This is a genomic window from Cupriavidus sp. IK-TO18 (genome assembly GCF_015549295.1).
GTDB classification, from domain to species: Bacteria; Pseudomonadota; Gammaproteobacteria; order Burkholderiales; family Burkholderiaceae; genus Cupriavidus; species Cupriavidus oxalaticus_A.
Genome location: NZ_JADGMP010000008.1, coordinates 54,156 through 72,518, shown reverse-complemented (window position 1 = coordinate 72,518; position 18,363 = coordinate 54,156). Strand labels below are relative to the sequence as shown.

The 18,363-nt window shown below is 61.6% G+C and carries 16 protein-coding genes; 6 read left to right on the top strand and 10 right to left on the bottom strand.

What is annotated here, in order from left to right:
• Positions 1-92: 92 nt before the first annotated feature.
• Genes IPF36_RS08135 through IPF36_RS08125 form a run of 3 tightly spaced genes read right to left on the bottom strand, consistent with a single transcriptional unit; the run spans position 93 to position 1,527 of the window.
• A complete protein-coding gene (locus IPF36_RS08135; RefSeq protein WP_195427740.1) occupies positions 93-425 on the bottom strand; it encodes a hypothetical protein in 333 nt (110 codons plus the stop codon).
• Positions 397-996, bottom strand: a complete 600-nt coding sequence (locus IPF36_RS08130; RefSeq protein ID WP_195427739.1) for a hypothetical protein — start codon at positions 994-996, stop codon at positions 397-399. The genes IPF36_RS08135 and IPF36_RS08130 overlap by 29 nt, the downstream gene beginning before the upstream one ends.
• Positions 997-999: 3 nt before the next feature.
• The gene (locus IPF36_RS08125) at positions 1,000-1,527 is read right to left on the bottom strand and encodes a PAAR domain-containing protein (RefSeq protein WP_218959519.1); all 528 of its coding nucleotides are present in this window, start codon (positions 1,525-1,527) and stop codon (positions 1,000-1,002) included.
• A 452-nt stretch (positions 1,528-1,979) separates the two neighbouring features.
• On the opposite strand from IPF36_RS08125, the gene IPF36_RS08120 reads away from it, so the two are divergent.
• Positions 1,980-2,687: a hypothetical protein gene (locus tag IPF36_RS08120; RefSeq protein ID WP_195427738.1), complete on the top strand. Its 708-nt coding sequence runs from the start codon at positions 1,980-1,982 to the stop codon at positions 2,685-2,687.
• A gap of 34 nt (positions 2,688-2,721) precedes the next feature.
• Here IPF36_RS08120 and IPF36_RS08115 read toward each other — a convergent pair whose 3' ends face one another.
• On the bottom strand, positions 2,722-3,000 hold the full coding sequence (locus IPF36_RS08115) for a hypothetical protein (protein WP_195427737.1): 279 nt from the start codon (positions 2,998-3,000) through the stop codon (positions 2,722-2,724).
• Here IPF36_RS08115 and IPF36_RS08110 point away from each other — a divergent pair.
• From IPF36_RS08110 to IPF36_RS08090, 5 genes are read left to right on the top strand one after another with little or no spacing between them, the layout of a single operon-like run.
• Positions 2,981-4,396, top strand: a complete 1,416-nt coding sequence (locus IPF36_RS08110; RefSeq protein ID WP_195427736.1) for a saccharopine dehydrogenase NADP-binding domain-containing protein — start codon at positions 2,981-2,983, stop codon at positions 4,394-4,396. The two genes, IPF36_RS08115 and IPF36_RS08110, sit on opposite strands and share 20 nt — an antisense overlap.
• A complete protein-coding gene (locus IPF36_RS08105; RefSeq protein ID WP_195427735.1) occupies positions 4,396-5,568 on the top strand; it encodes a glutathionylspermidine synthase family protein in 1,173 nt (390 codons plus the stop codon). Before IPF36_RS08110 ends, IPF36_RS08105 begins: the two co-directional genes overlap by 1 nt.
• Positions 5,569-5,572: 4 nt before the next feature.
• Positions 5,573-6,340 (top strand): hypothetical protein, encoded by a 768-nt coding sequence (locus IPF36_RS08100; protein WP_255519709.1) that lies wholly within the window; start codon positions 5,573-5,575, stop codon positions 6,338-6,340.
• A gap of 23 nt (positions 6,341-6,363) precedes the next feature.
• The gene (locus IPF36_RS08095; RefSeq protein ID WP_195427734.1) at positions 6,364-6,762 is read left to right on the top strand and encodes a DUF350 domain-containing protein; all 399 of its coding nucleotides are present in this window, start codon (positions 6,364-6,366) and stop codon (positions 6,760-6,762) included.
• Positions 6,763-6,805: 43 nt separating this feature from the next.
• Positions 6,806-7,573, top strand: a complete 768-nt coding sequence (locus IPF36_RS08090) for a YdcF family protein (RefSeq protein ID WP_368671126.1) — start codon at positions 6,806-6,808, stop codon at positions 7,571-7,573.
• A gap of 105 nt (positions 7,574-7,678) precedes the next feature.
• On the opposite strand, the gene IPF36_RS08085 is transcribed toward IPF36_RS08090, so the two are convergent.
• The 6 genes from IPF36_RS08085 to dnaA form a co-directional block, all read right to left on the bottom strand.
• Positions 7,679-8,008, bottom strand: coding sequence for a DUF1484 family protein (locus tag IPF36_RS08085; protein WP_195427732.1), 330 nt, complete (start codon positions 8,006-8,008; stop codon positions 7,679-7,681).
• A gap of 351 nt (positions 8,009-8,359) precedes the next feature.
• Positions 8,360-9,682 (bottom strand): McrC family protein, encoded by a 1,323-nt coding sequence (locus IPF36_RS08080; RefSeq protein ID WP_195427731.1) that lies wholly within the window; start codon positions 9,680-9,682, stop codon positions 8,360-8,362.
• Positions 9,679-11,142 carry an McrB family protein gene (locus IPF36_RS08075; protein ID WP_218959518.1) on the bottom strand — a complete coding sequence of 488 codons (1,464 nt, stop codon included), beginning with the start codon at positions 11,140-11,142 and terminating at the stop codon, positions 9,679-9,681. The genes IPF36_RS08080 and IPF36_RS08075 overlap by 4 nt, the downstream gene beginning before the upstream one ends.
• A gap of 500 nt (positions 11,143-11,642) precedes the next feature.
• Positions 11,643-14,168: a DNA topoisomerase (ATP-hydrolyzing) subunit B gene (gyrB, locus tag IPF36_RS08070; RefSeq protein ID WP_195427730.1), complete on the bottom strand. Its 2,526-nt coding sequence runs from the start codon at positions 14,166-14,168 to the stop codon at positions 11,643-11,645.
• A gap of 242 nt (positions 14,169-14,410) precedes the next feature.
• Entirely contained in the window at positions 14,411-15,526 is a 1,116-nt protein-coding gene (gene dnaN / locus IPF36_RS08065) for a DNA polymerase III subunit beta (protein WP_116320112.1), read from the bottom strand.
• A gap of 370 nt (positions 15,527-15,896) precedes the next feature.
• Positions 15,897-17,696 carry a chromosomal replication initiator protein DnaA gene (dnaA, locus tag IPF36_RS08060; protein WP_135704039.1) on the bottom strand — a complete coding sequence of 600 codons (1,800 nt, stop codon included), beginning with the start codon at positions 17,694-17,696 and terminating at the stop codon, positions 15,897-15,899.
• Between the last annotated feature and the right edge of the window lie 667 nt (positions 17,697-18,363).

Sequence of the window (18,363 nt, the reverse complement as noted above, 5' to 3'; positions counted from 1 at the left end):
GTGTTTTGGTCGGGGGCTCGTCTGGGCTTCGTTCTTGGACCTACCAATTGCGACAATGGAGTCTCGCCAATTTGGCGGACTCCATTCTTCCGTCAGCGCGTAGTGATGGGCGGGTCGAATGAATAGCCTTCGGCCGTCCAACCGATCAGGTTGCCACACCTGACCCGGAAGTTCAGTATCGATTTCGCGCCGACCTGAAACAACCGGCACTCGGTGCCGGGCTCGACATAACCAACGACCTTCGCCGCAGGGTCTAGCATGCCTTCCCATTCCTGGTATAGCGCAACACGTTTCGCCACGACCCGGCTTTCGAAATCCAGGCGATAGCCGCCGACCAGGCCGAATAGAACAACAGCAACCGCTGCGAGACCTAGCCATATGACGTAGGATCTGCGCTTACCAATTTCCCGACGCGCCACCTTCATAGCCCTTCTTGTAGTGTCGCTCCTCAACAAGCCGATTCGATCTTCTCAGCCCCATCAGCACGTCAGCCGGCGAAACCAGATCGAAACCGCGTGGGTCATGCGCAAGAATCCCCGCCAGTTCTAGTACATCAGCGACATTGGTGCTGCACGAATTGCCGAACAGGCTGTACTTAGAGTTCTCGGCGACCCGTCTTTCCAGTTCATCACGGATCAGCTTCATTTCACGCGGTGACACCCAAAGGTACATGCCAATGCCATCCCGATACATGCCAGGATGGCTTCCCGATTCGTCCGACACGGTTTGTGCCGTATTGCTGCGCAGGTACTTAGTATAGGACCCCTTGAAATAGGTCGAAGGTGCGCGGCTGTAAACGGTGCCATCGATCTCTATGGCCACGTGGCCGAACTGTGAACCACGACTAATCAGACGGCCATCGAAGATCACGACTTCGATGAACGCTCGCTCGACTTGAACAGGCTTTGGTTCGTCCGCCGACACGGGCGTGGTCGTCCGCGTTGCCTGGCGAATCAAGGTCTTGCCAGAGGTTGGAGATACGAGCTGATTCGTCATGGCTCACCCCTCAACGAAGATTGTGACGTCTTCCGCCTGCGCGTCAGCTGCCAATAGGTGCGTTCTGCCTTCAACGTCAGTTACGCCAAACTCAGCGTTACCACTGGCTCGACGTATCGCATATTCAGTGCTGGCAAGCGGCTGCGCTGTCTTGCTATCCAACAGCACATAGCGATCGTCGAAGCCGACTGTCGAGTCTGTGCCTGTGTCCGTGTCGCACCGTGGACTACCTGCTCCGACGTAGGCAGACCCTATGCCTCTTGGATACTCGACATTGGCGAATCCGCTAGTTGATGAAATAAGGAGGGCGCCACATGCGGTACGCATCCCATGAAGCGCCACGGAGTAGTTGTGTGCGGTGAATCCGGAGTCGCCCTCGATAATCGGGAAGGCGCCCTTGCACTTCGGGCAAAACACCATATGCCCTACGCCAGCCACGGGCACGCCGTGCACCAGAAAGTTGGGAATGCCTTCCAGAACGGTCCCGCCGTGCGTCGTGCCATCGCCCTTGCAAACAATGCCCTTCATCATGGAGTCCTCTCCCTTAAAAGGTGGAACTCCCTTATAGCCGCGTGCAGTAACGGCATAAATCAGACTTTTCCGGCTTTTTGGAAGGGTAGTCGCCATATGTAGCGACGAGACTTCTGCTTGAACACGGCATCCGAAGAAGTCCTCCAAGCGGGAGATTCCTCACAGCCATCTGCCAACGCCAACCCAGATCCGTTGCCCGATGCTCTTGACTGCATCGACGGCTTCGCGGAAGAGCCCCTTTGCCGTAGCGCGGACCCTGGTCACGACGGCCCCTCCCGCAGAGGCGATCGTCGTCGGCAGGCGCTACACGCGGATCGGCTTGCCCGCAGGCTCGAGCTGGCAAATTTGAAAATTGGCGATATTTGCGAGTCCCAGGACACAACTCAAATTCCTTCCCCGCGCCTTTCGCTATAGATAGCGGGGCAAACATTTGATAACCAGGGAGACGCGCATTGCATACTATCCCTCGCGGTGTCCGCTCTTGCGGGCATGTCCTCCACACTTCCCAGTACCTGTACGTCCTCGTTCAGAACCAGCCGGCGAAAGACCAGCCCAACTGCTGCCGCGTCGCCTGGGAATACCTAGATACCGATCAGCCTGCCAAGGGGCCACTATGCACCGGACACAAAGGGATACCTGCGAAGCTGATAGTGGCGATTTTTGCTGGCTTGGCGCTCGCTCCCCAGGCCTTCGCCCAAGTGCCGTCGCCGGTTTTTGACAGCTGCGTATTGATGGAAAGCTACAAGGCTGGCACATACCAGGAGCTTGGTGGCGAGGCCACCATCAGCGACGACGAGATACGCGGGTATTCGGTCCTGAGCTATCAGCATAAAGGAATCAGCTACGGGTATGCATCCAGCGCCAGAAGCCAAGGGGATCTGCTTATAGTTGGCTCACAAAGGATGTCAATCCTCAAAGCCAAGCGAGTGGGGAAAGAGAGTCCAGAGAGAATCGATCCAACTCAGGCGGTCTACGGGATCGTGCGCTACAAAGCGCGAGCCTACTATTGCGTGGCATCCAATTTTGAAGGGTTGGGGCGAAGCGGCTCGCTTCAAAACATACGAGCTGCCTACATTGCTCCCCTCACTGGTTCCAGCAAGGCGCCAAAGATGAGTGGGCTCTACTATTCTGTGCGGGATATCCGCAAGATCCCGAGATAGCCAAGCGGGCAGATAAGCGGCCTTGCCCGCTTGGTCATTCATCGCTGGGCCCATTGGCCGCCCACCATACCGCGAGCAGGCCCGTCACCATCAACTCCTCGGCATACCGCCTGCGTTGCCAAGGTCTGCGCGCATGCTTGGCAGCAACCATTGCCCGCGATAGTATTGCCTTCGCCATCTCTGGCAACTCCAGACAAAACGAATAAAAACCAGGCGCCCGGCCCGGGGCCGGCGTGGCGGCAACCACCGCAGCGCCGGCATGGCCGATCGCCATTACGGGCGGAAAGGTCTGCGTGATCGAACAAATCGTCATCGTCGGCTTCGGCTGCATCGGCCAGGCTGTGCTGCCGCTGCTGGAGAGAACCTGGCCAAAGGCGGCGATAACCGTGGTCGACCGCGTGCTCGACCACACGCGCATGCAACTCGTAGCCAGACACGGCCTGCATGCCGTCGAGGCCAACATCACCGCCGGCAACCATGAAACGGTACTCGGCCCGCTACTGAGCCCCGGCACCTTCGTGCTGAACCTCGCCCCGTCCGTCTGCAGCCGCGACCTGATCGCACTGACGCAGGCACACGGCGCCTTGTACGTTGACGCCGGCATCGAACCATGGGACTACGAAGCCGACCCGCAAGCCTCGCACCTGAGCAACTACGCACTGCGCGATGAGATGCTCGCCTTCGCCCGCGGCCGCGAATCCCTGCCGACCGCATTGATCGCGCATGGCGCCAATCCCGGGCTGGTGTCCGTGCTGGTCAAGGCCGCGCTGATGGCGCTGGCCGGCAACGCGGGATTGCAGTTGCCCGAGCCTGAAGACCGCGCCGACTGGGCCGCACTCGCGCGCGCCCTCGACGTGCGTGTCATCCAGGTCGCCGAGTACGACAGCCAGCAAGCTCCCGGCTACCCGCGCGACGGCGAATTCGCCAACACCTGGTCCGCCGAAGGCTTCATCACAGAATGCCTGCAGGACGCCGAACTCGGCTGGGGCACGCACGAGCCCACGCTGCCGCCCGACGGTTATCGCCACGGCTACGGCAGCGGCGCTGCCATCGCGCTGGACCGGCCCGGGCACCGCACGCGCGTTCGGTCATGGTCGCCGCAGCATGGCCCCTTCGACGCGTACCTGATCACGCACAACGAATCGATCTCGATCGCCGAGTACCTGACTCTGACCAGCAACATCACCACCGGCCAGCCGCCATACCGCCCCACCGTCTACTACGCCTATCGCCCCACCACCGCCACGCAGGTGTCGATGCAATGGCTGGACGACCGCGCCGCACCGCGCGTGCGCGGCGAACGCATCCCGCGCGACGAGATCCAGTGCGGCGAAGACGAACTCGGCGTGCTGCTGATGAGCGGCCGGCACGGCGCGGTCTGGTACGGCTCGCGCCTGTCCGTGCAGCGCGCGCGCTCGCTGGCGCCGTACAACACCGCCACCAGCCTGCAGGTGGCATCGAGTCTGGTCGCCGGCATGCAGTGGATGCTGGCCAACCCCGCGCGCGGCGTGGTGGAATCCGACGCGCTCGACTTCCGCCCCGTGCTGGCCGATGCCGAGCACTGGTGGGCGCCGCTCAGCGTGCATTTCACCGACTGGCTGCCGCGGCCGGGCGCCACGTCGCTCGCCTTCACCGACTTCCTGCTCAACGACGCCACCGCGCCACCCGTCGTCTGCCAACCTGCAACGTCTCCGACAATGGCCTGCTGATGCAACGCATCCCCCAGACCCCGCGCCGCGACTGGCCGCGCGAACTCGAGAAGGTCGGCTTCCACTTCCATTCGCTGGACGAGTTCAACGTCCCGCGCGAAGTCGACGACAACACCTTCTTCTACTGGCGCGAAGACGCCGCCTACGCCTTCAGCAAGCACGAGATCGAAACGCTGTACGCCGCCGCGTATGACCTCAACCAGCGCTGCCTGGAAGCCGTGCAGCACGTGATCGACCACGACCTGTTCGCGCGCCTGGCCATCCCCCAGGACTTCGCGCAACTGATCCGCACCTCCTGGGACCGCGACGAGCCCACGCTGTTCGGCCGCTTCGACATGACGCTGGACGAGCACGGCGTGCCGAAGCTGTACGAGTTCAACGCCGACACCCCCACCTCGCTGATCGAATCCGCCGTGGCGCAGTGGTACTGGAAAGAATCCGTGCAGCCGCAGGCCGACCAGTTCAACAGCCTGCACGAGGCGCTGGTGGCGCGCTGGCAATGGCTGCGCCAGCACTACCGCAACGCCAGCGTGCTGCACTTTGCATGCATGTTCGACAGCCAGGAAGACATCTGCAACACCGAGTACCTGATGGACACCGCGCTGCAGGCCGGCTGGTCCGTCAAGCTGGTCGACCTGCAAGACATCGGCACCGACGGCCGCGGCGGCTTCTATGACGCCGACGACGTGCCGATGGAAGTCGTCTTCAAGCTCTACCCATGGGAATGGATGGCCACCTCCGACTACCGCGACCAGCTCGCGCATAGCCCCATACGCTGGGTCGAGCCGCCGTGGAAGGCCGTGCTGTCCAACAAGGCCATCCTGCCGATCCTGTGGGAGCTGTTCCCGGGACACCCCAACCTGCTCGAAGCCAGCTTCGACCCCGGCCGCTTCGCCGGCCAGCCGCACGCCAAAAAGCCCTTCCTGTCGCGCGAAGGCGAGAGCGTGACCCTGCTCACCCCGGAAGGCCACGTCCACAACCCCGGCGAGTATGGCGAGGAAGGCTTCATCTACCAGGCCTACTCGCCGGCGCGGCGCTTTGACGGCCGCTACACCACGCTGGGCGTCTGGATCGTCGACGACGTGCCCAGCGGCCTGTGCGTGCGCGAGGAATCCGGGCCCATCGCCAGGAACACCAGTTTCTTCGTTCCACACTACTTCACGAACGCGTAAGCAAATGGCCAAGAAGAAGCCGGGCAGCCAACGGCCGTCGAAGTACGACAGCCCCTACAGCCCCAGGCCCAGCCGCTCCGCCAAGGTGTCATGGCAGGCGCAGGCCTACAACACCCAGCCGAAGAAGTCGCCCACGCTGTGGATCATCGGCGCCTGCGCCGTGGTCGCCGGCGCAGCGGCACTGGGCTCCTGCAGCGACGACGCCGACGACGATCCCGGCGTGACCGTCCGCCGCGCCAGCTACGCCACGCTGCAAGACTGCGAAGCCGACTGGAACACGCCCAACGACTGCGAGAGCGTGCCGGCCGACGACACGCGCAACCTCTACAGCTCCAGCCTGGCCGACGCCGCCAGCAGCCCGGGCGCCAACGGCAGTTCTGGCAGCGGCCATGGCAGCACCGCCTACTACGCGCGCTGGTACGGCCCGTACTACACCGCCAGCGGCACCGTCTATCACCCCGACGGCTCGCAGACCCAGCGCGACATGTCCTCCGGCCCGCTGCGGCCGATGACTGCCTACGACAGCAACGGCATGCGCACGCAGCAGCAATGGGCGCCATCCACGCCGAACGCCGCGATGTGGAAGAAGCCACCGTGCGCCGCAGTTCGCTCGGCCGCGGGCAATCCATGGGGCTGTCCATGCGCGCCGCAGCCGTGTCGCGCGCGCCGGTGGTGTCGCGGGGTGGCTTTGCCAGCCGGTTTGGCAGCTCCGGGCGGTCTGGTGGCGGTTGAGTGTTGCTTCGCTTTCGCTGTGTCTTATTTCCTTCCCTGATCCACTGACAACAAGTCGAACCTATGGTCAATGCCATGCATCCGGCGCTTGCCTACCTGATCTATATCGTCACCAGCTTTGGCTTGCTGGGGTTGTTCCTGCTGGTCTATACGCGGGTGACGCCGCATCGGGAATTCCAGCTGATTCGCGAGGGGAACGTGGCGGCGGCGTTGTCGCTGGGCGGGGCGGCGTTGGGGTTCTCGCTGACGTTGTCGTCGAGCATTCAGCATAACGCTACGTTTGGGATGTTCTTGTTGTGGGCGCTTGGGGCGTTTGCTGTGCAGGTGGTGGCTTACCTGGTGGCGGCGCGGGCGTTGGGGGGTGTCGGTGAGGCGATCTCCAATGACAACCGGGGGGTTGGGGCGGTGATGGGGGTGATTTCGTTGTCGGTGGGGGTGGTGAATGCGGCATGTCTTAGCTGAGGTGGTGGACGCAGGGCCGGCGGTGAAACGCAGCAGGCATTGGGTGCGCATTGGCCTGGCGCTGGTTGGTGCTGTGCTGCTTGGGGATGCTGTTGCGCTGATGGGGATGGGGTTGTTCAGTCTCGGCATCACGTTGCCGGGGGGTATTGGTATTGCGCTCCTGTTGCTCGCGTTGTGTTGGGATGGCGTGGCGCGGTGGCGGAAGGCTGATCGGCGGCGGGAGTTGCTTTGGCGTGCGGGGTGGGGTGCGTTTGCGGTGTGGCTGGTGACTGTCGGGGTGTTCTTTTATGGCATCCGCAGTGGCATGGGCGTGTCCGTGCCGGCGGGGACGTCGGTGAAGGCGATTGTCATTCTTGGGTCTGGTACGCCTAACTGTGAGGCGTCGCCGACGTTGATTGCGCGGCTGGATCAGGGGTTGGTGCAGGCGCAGCGGTGGCCTGGGGCCAAGGTTGTTGTGAGTGGTGGGCAGGACTTTGGGCTGCGGTGTGTTGAGGCGGACATCATGGCTGACTACCTCGTTGCTCGTGGGATAGCGACGGACAAGGTGATTCGGGAAGGACGCAGTACCAGTACTGAAGAGAATCTGGTGTTCAGCCGGCGGTTGCTGGAGGGGCAGGGCGTTGGTGCTGCGGGTGCGATTGTGGTGGTGACCAGCGATTTCCACGTGCGGCGGGCGGTGGGGATTGCGCGGAAGGCAGGATTTGGGAAGGCATTCGGCGTGGGGGCCGAGACGCCGTTGTACCTTCGATTCAATGCATGGCTGCGTGAGTACTTTGCGGCGATCAGCAGTTGGGTGTTGAGGGAGTACTGAGGCGTCAGCTTGTGGCACTTCGCAGTATCAGAACCAGAACGGCGCGAGACCAGTGGGCTCGCGCCGTTCTGCTTTCAGACCCGCGTTGCGCAGGCCTGTGTCCCGTCAGACAAGCGCCTGCAGGCGGTCGGCGCTTTGGTCAATCTGCCGCTTGAGCGGCGACAGCAGGGCGTGGAGGCCGATGCTGTCGGGGACATCGCCGGCCTGCAGGTCCAGCAAGGTCAGGACGGACTGGAGGCCAGCGCTGACGCGCAGCAGATCGTCGCTGGCTTCGAGGATGTGGTCTTCGAGGGTGGCGGCTTTGCTGGGTTGCGGTGGGACGGCTTTGGCGCGGCGGCGGAACTGGGCGCGGTCGGCTTTGGCCAGGTTTTCGGCTAGTTGGGATTGTTTTTGGGCGAGGGTGGGCTCTTGGGGAGCCGGGGTGATGGGTTGCATTGCGAACCTCCTTGCATTGGTGATAGAGGCCCGCCGTCCGCTGTCAATCGGGTGGGCGAGCACGAAGCAGGGTTGACAGACCGGATGCAAGGGCCGGCGAGCCCGAGGGCTCCCCCGCCGCGGCTCGCCCGTAAGGGTCTGCGTAGGCGAAAGACGAGAGGATACCGCCTCGTAGCTCGTCCGGCTTGCATGGATTCAGGCTGTCAAACCTGGTCGACCATTGCTGTGGTGACGCAGCCAGTTTCCATCGGCAGTCTGCTCGGAACAATGCAGCGGAGTCTCAAAACATACGGCAACCAGCGCTGACAAAGCTAAAGCGGGGGCCCTCAGATGCTTCTGATCCAGAAGCGTTCACACTGAAATCGCCTCGGCCCTAGTAACGGTATTCATGCTGTTTGCCGTACGCAGAAGCGGCAGGTTGGTGAAGCCTCGCTCGAACAAACGGCCACTGTGCAAATCGAATGGTAAGACCCAGAGCCTGAGTTCCGGGTCGAACTCGAATACAGGAAGCGGCTCCTTAAAGGCACTCCGCCGAGGGTAGATAAGCGCAAGCTCGCCTTTTCCGGATAGATACTTCTGGCCGTAGGCGAAGAGCTGATAGAAGTCGGCTTGGCTGAGACCATAGTTCTTAGTCTTGTTGGCACCGTCAACCAACTTCCACTTGGTGTCTAGCACCCAACGTCTTCCCGATTGCTCAATGAGCAGGTCCGGCCGTAGCCGAAACATTGCGCCGCCGTCGTGCAAGCACAGGGAGCGGGCGGTTGCTTGCGTGATGAGACGCGCATCCGGGTGCAGTGCCCTGCCGAGATGCGCGGCCACGTAGCGCTCGAACAGCTTTTCCATCGGAAAAAGTAGGCTAATGCCTTGCCACGCGCCCACGACAGACAAAGGCATTTGCCGCGACAACACAAGCTCACACCAAGGCTTTACTGCTTGGTAGTGCGCCATAAGCCGATCAGTCCGCCAGCGCTTGAAATCCTCGGCCACGTCAGCGCTTCTGGGTATCTCATGGAAGAGCGTTCGCAGCTCCTGCGCGAGCCGCCAGCTGGCCGGGTTCTGCGTCCGCTGACAGCTCTGTTCCACCGCTAGCTTAAGCAGCCGATTCTCCGGCCGATCCGGGGAATAGATGTCGTGGCGAATTTGGAAGATGTGCTGTCGGCCCGGCGGCAAGCGAAGCTGTCGCACGGTGTCCAACTGTCCTCTAAGGTGGCGTTCCGCTGCTTCGACGCGCCCATAGTCGGACCGCACACCTCGCTTGATCAAATGGTCCAGTGCGGATAAAAACTGCGCTATGACCCACTCGGTCAGCGGCGCATTGAAGCGCTGCAGTGCAGTCTCGCCAACCTCCCGCACCGGAAGGTCCATTGCACCGGCGATCATTCGGCACATCAGTGCTCGACTGGTCGCCGCGTCGGTAGCTTCTTCCTCGTGCTTGGGCAGAATTTCAATCCGCGTGCCGCAAGGCGTTTCAATGACGCCGACATAGTTGTCGAGCCTCAGCCAGCGTCGGTCTTCCACTTGAACCAGAGAAGTTCCGGAGGGGCTGATCTCCGCATTCAGGCGGCACAGCCACTCAAACGCTGACGCCGAAATCTGGGCACGGTCGAGAGAGGCTTCGGCGATGGGAGCCGTCGTTAGCCTGGCATACTCCCGCACGGTGACAGAAGCGCTCACGCGCCTGTCCCTCCCAGAGGGTCGATTACCCCGATGTATGCCTCTGCTTGGGAGAACGCCAGCTCATTGATCGTCCAGCGTTGATTCTGCTCTCCAATGCCAACGCCTTCACCGAAGAGCTGCGCCACATTACTGGTCGGCTTGTGCACGAATCGATGTTCGACTGACTTGCGGTGATCATTAAACACCCACTGGATGCGCAGCCAGTCTTCAAAGAAATACTCCTGCAACAAGGGCAAGATCTTCGCGCGGAAGACTTGCGCCAAGGCATCCAGCGTCGGTGACTCCACTAGGGGCATGAAATAGGCGTGCCCAATGCAATGATCCCGATCCAGCAGCAACTCGATACGCTCGTTCATCACTTGAAGCAACGCCGCGACGTTAATGCCGTCAATATCAACGTCTTCCAGCAGCTCCGGACGCGGCGGCATTTCGCGGAAGCTGAATCGCCGCCTCAGCGCCAGATCGAGCCCGGCGAGCGAACGGTCGGCCGTGTTCATCGTTCCAATCAAGTGAAGGTTTGGCGGAACGCTAAAACGATCCTTCGAATACGGCAGCGTGACCTCCAGCGCCTCGGGGCATCCCGCTCGCTTGGAAGGCTCGATCAGAGTAATAAGCTCTCCCAGAACGCGGGAAACATTGCGTCGGTTGATTTCATCGATGATCAAAACCTTGGCGTTGCGCGTTGGCTTCGCTGCTTCTGCATTTGGTCCGGACGCAACGGCTGGGCTCGTCAGCAACCGATCGACGAACGCAGGCAGGATATTGTTGTACCCGTTGACCAGATAGGGCTCCAGCGTGGAGTTCTGCAGCTTGTCGAAAACACGCTTTTCGCGGATGTCCTCAATCGTAATCTGACCACCGCGCACGAAGCTCGCAAGGAGTTCCAGCATCCGCATGCTGAATGCCAATCCGTTACCGTTCGGCTTTTTCAGCTCGAGAATGTCCGCCGACGCATACGTCACTTGGTATCCGCTACCAAACTTCTCACCAACCTTAAAAGATGCTGCCGTGGCCGCACCATCCGCGCGATTGGATACATCACTACTACGAAGCGCTAGACAGATACTCTTGAACACACCGTCCACGACCGAATAGCTTAGTTGGCCGTCTTCCGTCTGCTCCGCACGAATGCCCTCGACAAAGTCTTCGTAGCTAAAGCTTTGATGGAAGGTGACAAAGCGGATGTCTCCGGCAGCAACCAGAGCATCAAAATGTGCCTTCAATGCTCGCCGATCATCGCCATGTGCGGCGAGGAACTCGGGCGACAGCACTTCCAAGGCGGCGTTGATTGTTTCGTATGTCTTTCCGGTTCCCGGCGGGCCGAAGAGGATTTGATTTAGGGGCGGCATGGCATCGGCGGCAATCGAATTAGCGCTACGAGACTCGACCGTATCCTTGTTGGGGGCTGCTGGCATTGCTCGTTCTAATCCCGGGTGGGTCGCGGCGGCGCAGTTCATCGGCGATGGCTCGGAAAGTTCCGAGCCTTTGAATCGCCTCAATTGTTACCGAAAAGTGGAAATTTCGGTACAGCCGCACCCGTCAGCCAAAATGTGCTCTTTTTTCGCCACCAGTTCGGGTGCGGTCTTCGTTGCACTATGTTGTTTTGCCATTGCGGCGGCTCGCGACATCATCTGTCGGAACCAAGAGGGCTGGTTTCTAGGGGGCTCGGTGTGGTAGCCGGTATGCCGCTGTAGCTTATTAGCGACAATGCAACGGCGCGAAGCGCGGATGGCGTGCGCCGTTCTACTTGAGGCTCGCTGCCTCGCCGTTATCTGGGCGACGGATGCAAGCTTCGGCACCCTGAGATTCGGGAAGTTGTTGGCATTGCGTTTGAGCCCTAAGAGTCCGCGGCACAAGCGTACCCACTTAGGTGCCATGCTGCATCGCATGAAAAATGGCGCTGAGAAGCGCCATTTTTCATCAACTGCAGCAAGTGGTTTTCACTAACTTGGCAAAATCACACATCAATATTCCGCGCCACCAATGCATTGGATTCAATAAAGTTCCGCCGCGGCTCCACCTCATCACCCATGAGGGTGGTAAAGATCTGATCCGCCGCAATAGCATCCTCAATCTGTACCTTCAGCAGTCGCCGCTGCGTAACGTCGAGAGTCGTCTCAAACAGCTGCTCAGGATTCATCTCCCCCAGCCCCTTATACCGCTGACGAGAAACCCCACGCTCAGCCTCAGCCAGCAGCCATTGCATGGCCCCGTGGAAGTCATTGACAGTCTGATCCCGCAGCTTATCCCCTTCACCCCGCTGCACCTTAGTCCCTTCCGGCGTCAGCCCTTGGAAAGTCTTGGCAGCATTGGAGAGCGCAGCGTAATCAGCCCCATGAACAAAGTCCGCATCCAGATGCGACAACCGCACGTTGCCATGATGACGCCGCGCAATCATCAGCCGATGCTTGTCAGTCTTCTCATCAAACTGCGCATACACATCAGCCGTACCATCATCATTGACGGCAGCCCCAATCAACGTCTTGGCATGCATCTCAGCCAGCTTAGCCTTCAGCGCCACCGCTGAAGCCTCCGCCGCAGCAGCACTATCCAGATCCAGCGTCACGCCGTCCGCAATGGCACGCAGAGCATCCGTATCCACCACCCGCGACAGGCGACCAATCACGCCTTCCGTCAGCTGGTACTGACGAGCCAGTTCGGTCAGCGCATCACCACTGATCTCACTACCATCCGGCCGCACCAGCACCGCCTTCTCCATCGCCAGCTTCAACAGATAAGCATTCAGCTCGACATCATCCTTGATATACCGCTCTTCCTTGCCATGCTTGATCTTGTACAACGGCGGCTGCGCGATATACACATAGCCGCGCTCAATAATGTCAGGCATCTGCCGATAGAAGAACGTCAGCAGCAGCGTCCGGATGTGCGAGCCGTCCACGTCCGCGTCAGTCATGATGATGATGCGGTGGTAGCGCAGCTTGTCCAGGTTGTAGTCGTCCTTGCCGATGCCGGTGCCCAGCGCGGTGATCAGCGTCAGCACTTCCTGGCTGGACAGCATCTTGTCGAAGCGGGCGCGCTCTACGTTCAGGATCTTGCCCTTGAGCGGCAGGATGGCCTGGAACTTACGGTCGCGGCCCTGCTTGGCGGAGCCGCCTGCGGAGTCGCCCTCCACCAGGAAGAGTTCCGACTGGGCGGGGTCTTTTTCCTGGCAGTCGGCCAGCTTGCCGGGCAGGCCCATGCCGTCCATCACGCCCTTGCGGCGGGTCATTTCGCGGGCCTTGCGGGCGGCTTCGCGGGCGCGGGCGGCGTCTACGATCTTGCCGCAGATGGTCTTGGCGTCGATGGGCGTTTCCAGCAGGAAGTCGGTCAGGGCCTTGCTGACGAGTTCTTCCACGGGCAGGCGCACTTCTGACGAGACCAGCTTGTCCTTGGTCTGCGAGCTGAACTTGGGCTCGGGCACCTTCACGGACAGCACGCAGGCAAGGCCTTCGCGCATGTCGTCGCCGGTGGTTTCCACCTTGGCTTTCTTGGCGACTTCGTTTTCTTCGATGTACTTGTTGATGACGCGTGTCATCGCGGCGCGCAGGCCGGTCAGGTGGGTGCCGCCATCCCGCTGCGGGATGTTGTTGGTGAAGCAGAGCACCTGCTCGTTGTAGCCGTCGTTCCACTGCATGGCCACTTCCACGCCGATGCCGTCTTTTTCGGTGTTGGCGTAGAAGATGTTGGGGTGCAGGACGGTCTTGGCGCGGTTGATGTACTCGACAAAACCCTTCACGCCGCCGGAGAAGGCAAAGTCTTCTTCCTTGCCGGTGCGCTGGTCGACCAGCTTGATATGGACGCCGTTGTTCAGGAACGAGAGTTCGCGGATGCGCTTGGAGAGGATCTCGTAGTGGAACTCGACGTTGGTGAAGATTTCTTCGTCGGCCAGGAAGTGGACTTCGGTGCCGCGCTTGTCGGTGGCGCCGATGACCTTCATCGGGGAGACTTCGACGGGCTGGCCGTCGGGGCCGGGCACGGTCTCGATGATGCGGTTCTGCACATCGCCCTTGGCGAATTCGATGAGGTGGACCTGGCCGTCGCGGCGCACGGTCAGGCGCAGCCACTTGGAAAGTGCGTTCACGCAGGACACGCCCACGCCGTGCAGGCCGCCCGATACCTTGTAGCTGTTCTGGTTGAACTTGCCGCCGGCGTGCAGCTCGGTCATGGCAATTTCGGCCGCGCTGCGCTTGGGTTCGTGCTTGTCGTCGAACTTGACCAGGGGCGGGATGCCGCGGCCGTTGTCGACGATGGAGATCGAGTTGTCGCTGTGGATGGTGACCTGGATCTCGGTGCAGTAGCCGGCCAGCGCTTCGTCGATGGAGTTGTCCAGCACCTCGAAGACGAGGTGGTGCAGGCCGGTGCCGTCGGAGGTGTCGCCGATATACATGCCCGGGCGCTTGCGTACCGCCTCCAGGCCTTCCAGGATCTGGATCGAGGAGGCTCCGTAGGTGTTTTCCTGTTGCGGTTTCTGCTGTTCGGTCATGTCTTTCCTACTTGCGGCGAATACGGATTTCGGGCCGGGCCGGCATGCTCTGGATGCTGGCAGCGGGGCGCGAAGGGTCCGCATGGCGGGTTACTAAAAACGGCAAAAGGGGCGGATCGTCATATCGATCCTGCCCCCGCTGCGGGATGCCTATCCCCAGGACTTCCCGGCCGGGCCGGGTGTCAATGCGTGCCGTTTGCTGCTCCGGTAGCTCGTCTTCTGCGTGTCCTGTTACCGGATCATCAGATGCGCATCGGCATGACGACGTACTTGAAGTTGTCGTCTTCCGGCACGGTGATCAGCGCGCTCGAATTCGAGTCGCCGAGGCTGACCTGCACCTGCTCGCTCTTCAGGTTGGCGAGTACGTCGAGCAGGTAGGTCACGTTGAAGCCGATATCGAGCGCGTCGCCCGAGTAATCGAGTTCCAGCTCTTCCTGCGCCTCTTCCTGGTCGGCGTTGGTGGAGCTGATCTTGAGGACGTGCGTGTCGAGGATGCAGCGCACGCCCTTGAATTTGTCGGTGGTCAGGATCGCGGTGCGTTGCAGCGCCTGCTGCAGCCGCACGCGGTCGATCGCGAAGGCGTTCTTGTAGCCCTTGGGGATCACGCGCTGGAAGTCGGGGAACTTGCCTTCGACCAGCTTGGAGATCAGTTCGATATTGGCGAACGTGAACTTGACCTGGTTGGCGGCCAGCTGCACCGTGACCGGATCGTCGTTGTCTTCCAGCAGGCGCTGCAGTTCCAGGATGGTCTTGCGCGGGATGATGACTTCCTGGCGCGCGCCGACGCCGGCGGCTTCGTTCTCCAGCTCTACGCCGCAGTAGGCCAGGCGGTGACCGTCGGTGGCGACTGCCATGACCTTCTTGCCTTCCACCACCAGCAGCATGCCGTTCAGGTAGTAGCGGATGTCCTGCTGCGCCATGGCGAAGTGGACCATCGCCAGCAGGTGCTTGAAGGTCTTCTGCGGCAGCGTGACGCTGGCGTTGAATTCGCTGGCTTCGGCAACGGTCGGGAATTCTTCAGCGGCCAGCGTCTGCAGTGCGAAGCGGCTCTTGCCGGATTGCACGGTCATGCGCTTGTCATTGAGCGACAGGGCCACGTCGCCGTCAGGCATGGCACGCAGGATGTCGAGCAGCTTGCGCGCGGCCACGGTGGTGGCGACGCTGTCGTTGCCAACGCCGCATTCTGCATGCGTGGTGATCTGGATTTCGATGTCGGTCGACAGGAAGGACACGTTCGACCCGGACTTGCGAATCAGCAGGTTGGCCAGGATCGGGAGGGTGTGGCGGCGCTCCACGATGCCGCTCACGATTTGCAGCGGACGCAGCAGGTTGTCTCGCGAGGTTTTGACCAATTGCATTGAATTTATCCTTCGTCGTTTGTAGTCGGCGACCGCAGAACGCAAACAACTCCAAATTCACTTAGGAATCAAGGAGTTAATGTGCCATTGTACCAAGGATAAGCCGCTGCGGTGAAGCGGGGCGGGACCGGCGGGCGGGCCAGCTGTGCACAAAAAGCCACGCTGGCGCTGACTGCGCTTTGCCATCCCGGCCCGACTCACCGCAAAGCCTTATCGGTGGCCACTTTCCGGACTTTTGCTCCGGCGATGCTGACGTTAATTCCCCAGGCGCCACGGGTTGTCCGTGGCGCGCACCCTACAGTATGCCAGCCTCGGAGGCCGGCCCTTCAAAATGCGCCTTTCCCGGTCTACGGCCGGGAACGACCATGCATCAGCCCTTGAGCGTTTGCTCCAGCACGTGCAGCTCATGGTTGAGCTGCGCATCCTTGCTGCGTTCGTCGGCGATCTTGCGCACGGCGTGCAGCACGGTGGTGTGGTCGCGGCCGCCGAAGAGTTCGCCGATCTCGGGCAGGCTCTTCTGCGTCAGCTCCTTGGCCAGGTACATCGCGATCTGGCGCGGTCGGGCAATATTGGCAGGCCGCTTTTTCGAGTACATGTCAGCGACCTTGATGTTGTAGAAATCCGCGCAGGTCTTCTGGATGTTCTCCACCGAGATCTGGCGGTTCTGCACCGTCAGCAGATCCTTCAGCGCTTCACGCGTCACCTCGATGGTGATGTCCTTGCCGTGGAAGTTGCTGAACGCCAGGATCTTGCGCAGCGCGCCTTCCAGCTCGCGCACGTTGGAGCGCAGGTGCTTGGCGACAAAGAAGGCAACTTCTTCCGGAACGTTCACGTTCTCGGCGGCGGCCTTCTTCATCAGGATCGCCACGCGCATTTCCAGCTCGGGCGGCTCGATCGCCACGGTCAGGCCGGAGTCGAAGCGCGAGATCAGGCGGTCGTCGATGCCGGTGATTTCCTTGGGGTAGGTATCGCTGGTGATGATCACCTGCGCCCGGTTGGCGATCAGGGCCTCGAAGGCGTAGAAGAACTCTTCCTGCGTGCGGTTCTTGCCGGAGAAGAACTGGATATCGTCGATCAGCAGCAGGTCGAGCGAGTGGTAGTAGCGCTTGAACTCGTCGAACGCCTTGCGCTGGTACGCCTTCACCACGTCGGACACGTACTGCTCGGCGTGGATGTAGCGGATACGCGCGCGCGGGTTCTCCAGCAGCATGTAGTTGCCGATGGCGTGGATCAGGTGGGTCTTGCCCAGGCCCACGCCGCCGTACAGGTACAGCGGGTTGTAGGACTTGCCGGGGTTGTTGGCGACCTGGATGGCGGCGGCGCGCGCCAGCTGGTTGGCTTTACCCGTGACGAAGTTGTCGAAGGTCAGGATCGGGTTCAGGCGCGAGCGCTCGTGGACCGTGTCGCTGGGCTGGTGGCCGGGCATGCCGTTGGGGCCGCCCATCGGCGGCTGCGACTGCGGCTGCGGCGCGCGGTAGGAGCGGGCGCTGACTTCTGCGGGGTCCATGTGGACCACGTCGATATCGCCCATGTCGTTGGCGTGCTGGCTGCCATGGCCACCCATCTGGCCCAGATGGCTATTGTTCTGCCCGGGGTGCTGGCCGCCCTGGCCCATGCCGGGCATCGGCGCACGCGCGCCGGCCGGGACCGGCGCGGCGGACGGGTTGCCGTACGGCGGCTGGCCCATGCCGTAGGCGGTCGCGGCCGGATACTCGCCATAGCCCTGCTGGCCGGGCTGGCCGGCCATGGGGTAGGGCGCTTGCCCGCCCATCTGCTGGCCGCCCGGGTAGCCGCCCATCCCCGTACCCGGGGCTGCGTGGCCGTCCATGCCCGGCATGCCCATGGCGCCGCCCTGCTGCGGGTGCGCGCCCGGCCCGATGGCCGGTTGCGGCGCCTGCATATAGGCGGCGGCACGGCCGGAGGCCGCGGGATCGAGCACGAACTGGACGGTGACCTGCGCTTCCCAGTATTCGCAGGCCAGTGCGGTGATGCGCCCGGAGAACTGGCTCTTGACCCAGTCCAGCTTGAAACGGTTGGGCGCAGCAATCCGCAGCGCATGCGTTTCTTCATCGAACGCAACGGGCGCCAGCGGCTTGATCCACGTTTTGAACTGTTGCGGCGTCAGCTCGCGCTCGAGTTGCGCTGCTGCCGCCTGCCAGAAATCTTGCATTGTTTGTTGTTTAGTAGTGGCACCCGGGGATCGCGGCCCGGGCACATCACAAGCGGCGTATACGTTGCGTCGGCCGGGCCTGCTTGCCGAACTGGTAATCACTACCAGTTGGCGTACCCCCGCGGCATGACATGCGACAGCCTGCGAGCGACCGGCTCGCCGCACTGAGCGTGCGTTAACTCATGCGTTGTTCGCGGTGGGGGGCCCGGGTTGCGCCTGCGCCACGCAGCCCATGATGTGTTTGGACCGGGATTGTACCCCCGCCCCTGAGTTATCCACAAAGGATAAGTCTGTGGACAACTTGTGCAAATTCAGTGGATTGTTGTGCACAACCCGTGCTGCAGTGCGGGGTAGCGGGCTGTGGAAAGCCGCGAAACACCAGGCAAAACAGGGACTTTGGCCTGGGTTGTCTTATATGTTGGCGGCGCCTCGGGCACAAAAGTTTATGCACTGGCCACTGTGGACAATGATGCACTGACAGGTTCTTCGGTTTGTGGCATATGTGTCGGCGCACAATGCCGTTTACCTTGACACCTTCTTTAAAACTGGGTTAAATGCCGGGTTCTGCGATGCGGCAGGGGATCACGTATGCGCATCGCCGGGTCTGGCCTGTTCGTGCCGTCCGCGCCCACAGGCCAACGCCTGCACTGCGCCGCCGGCCGGCAGC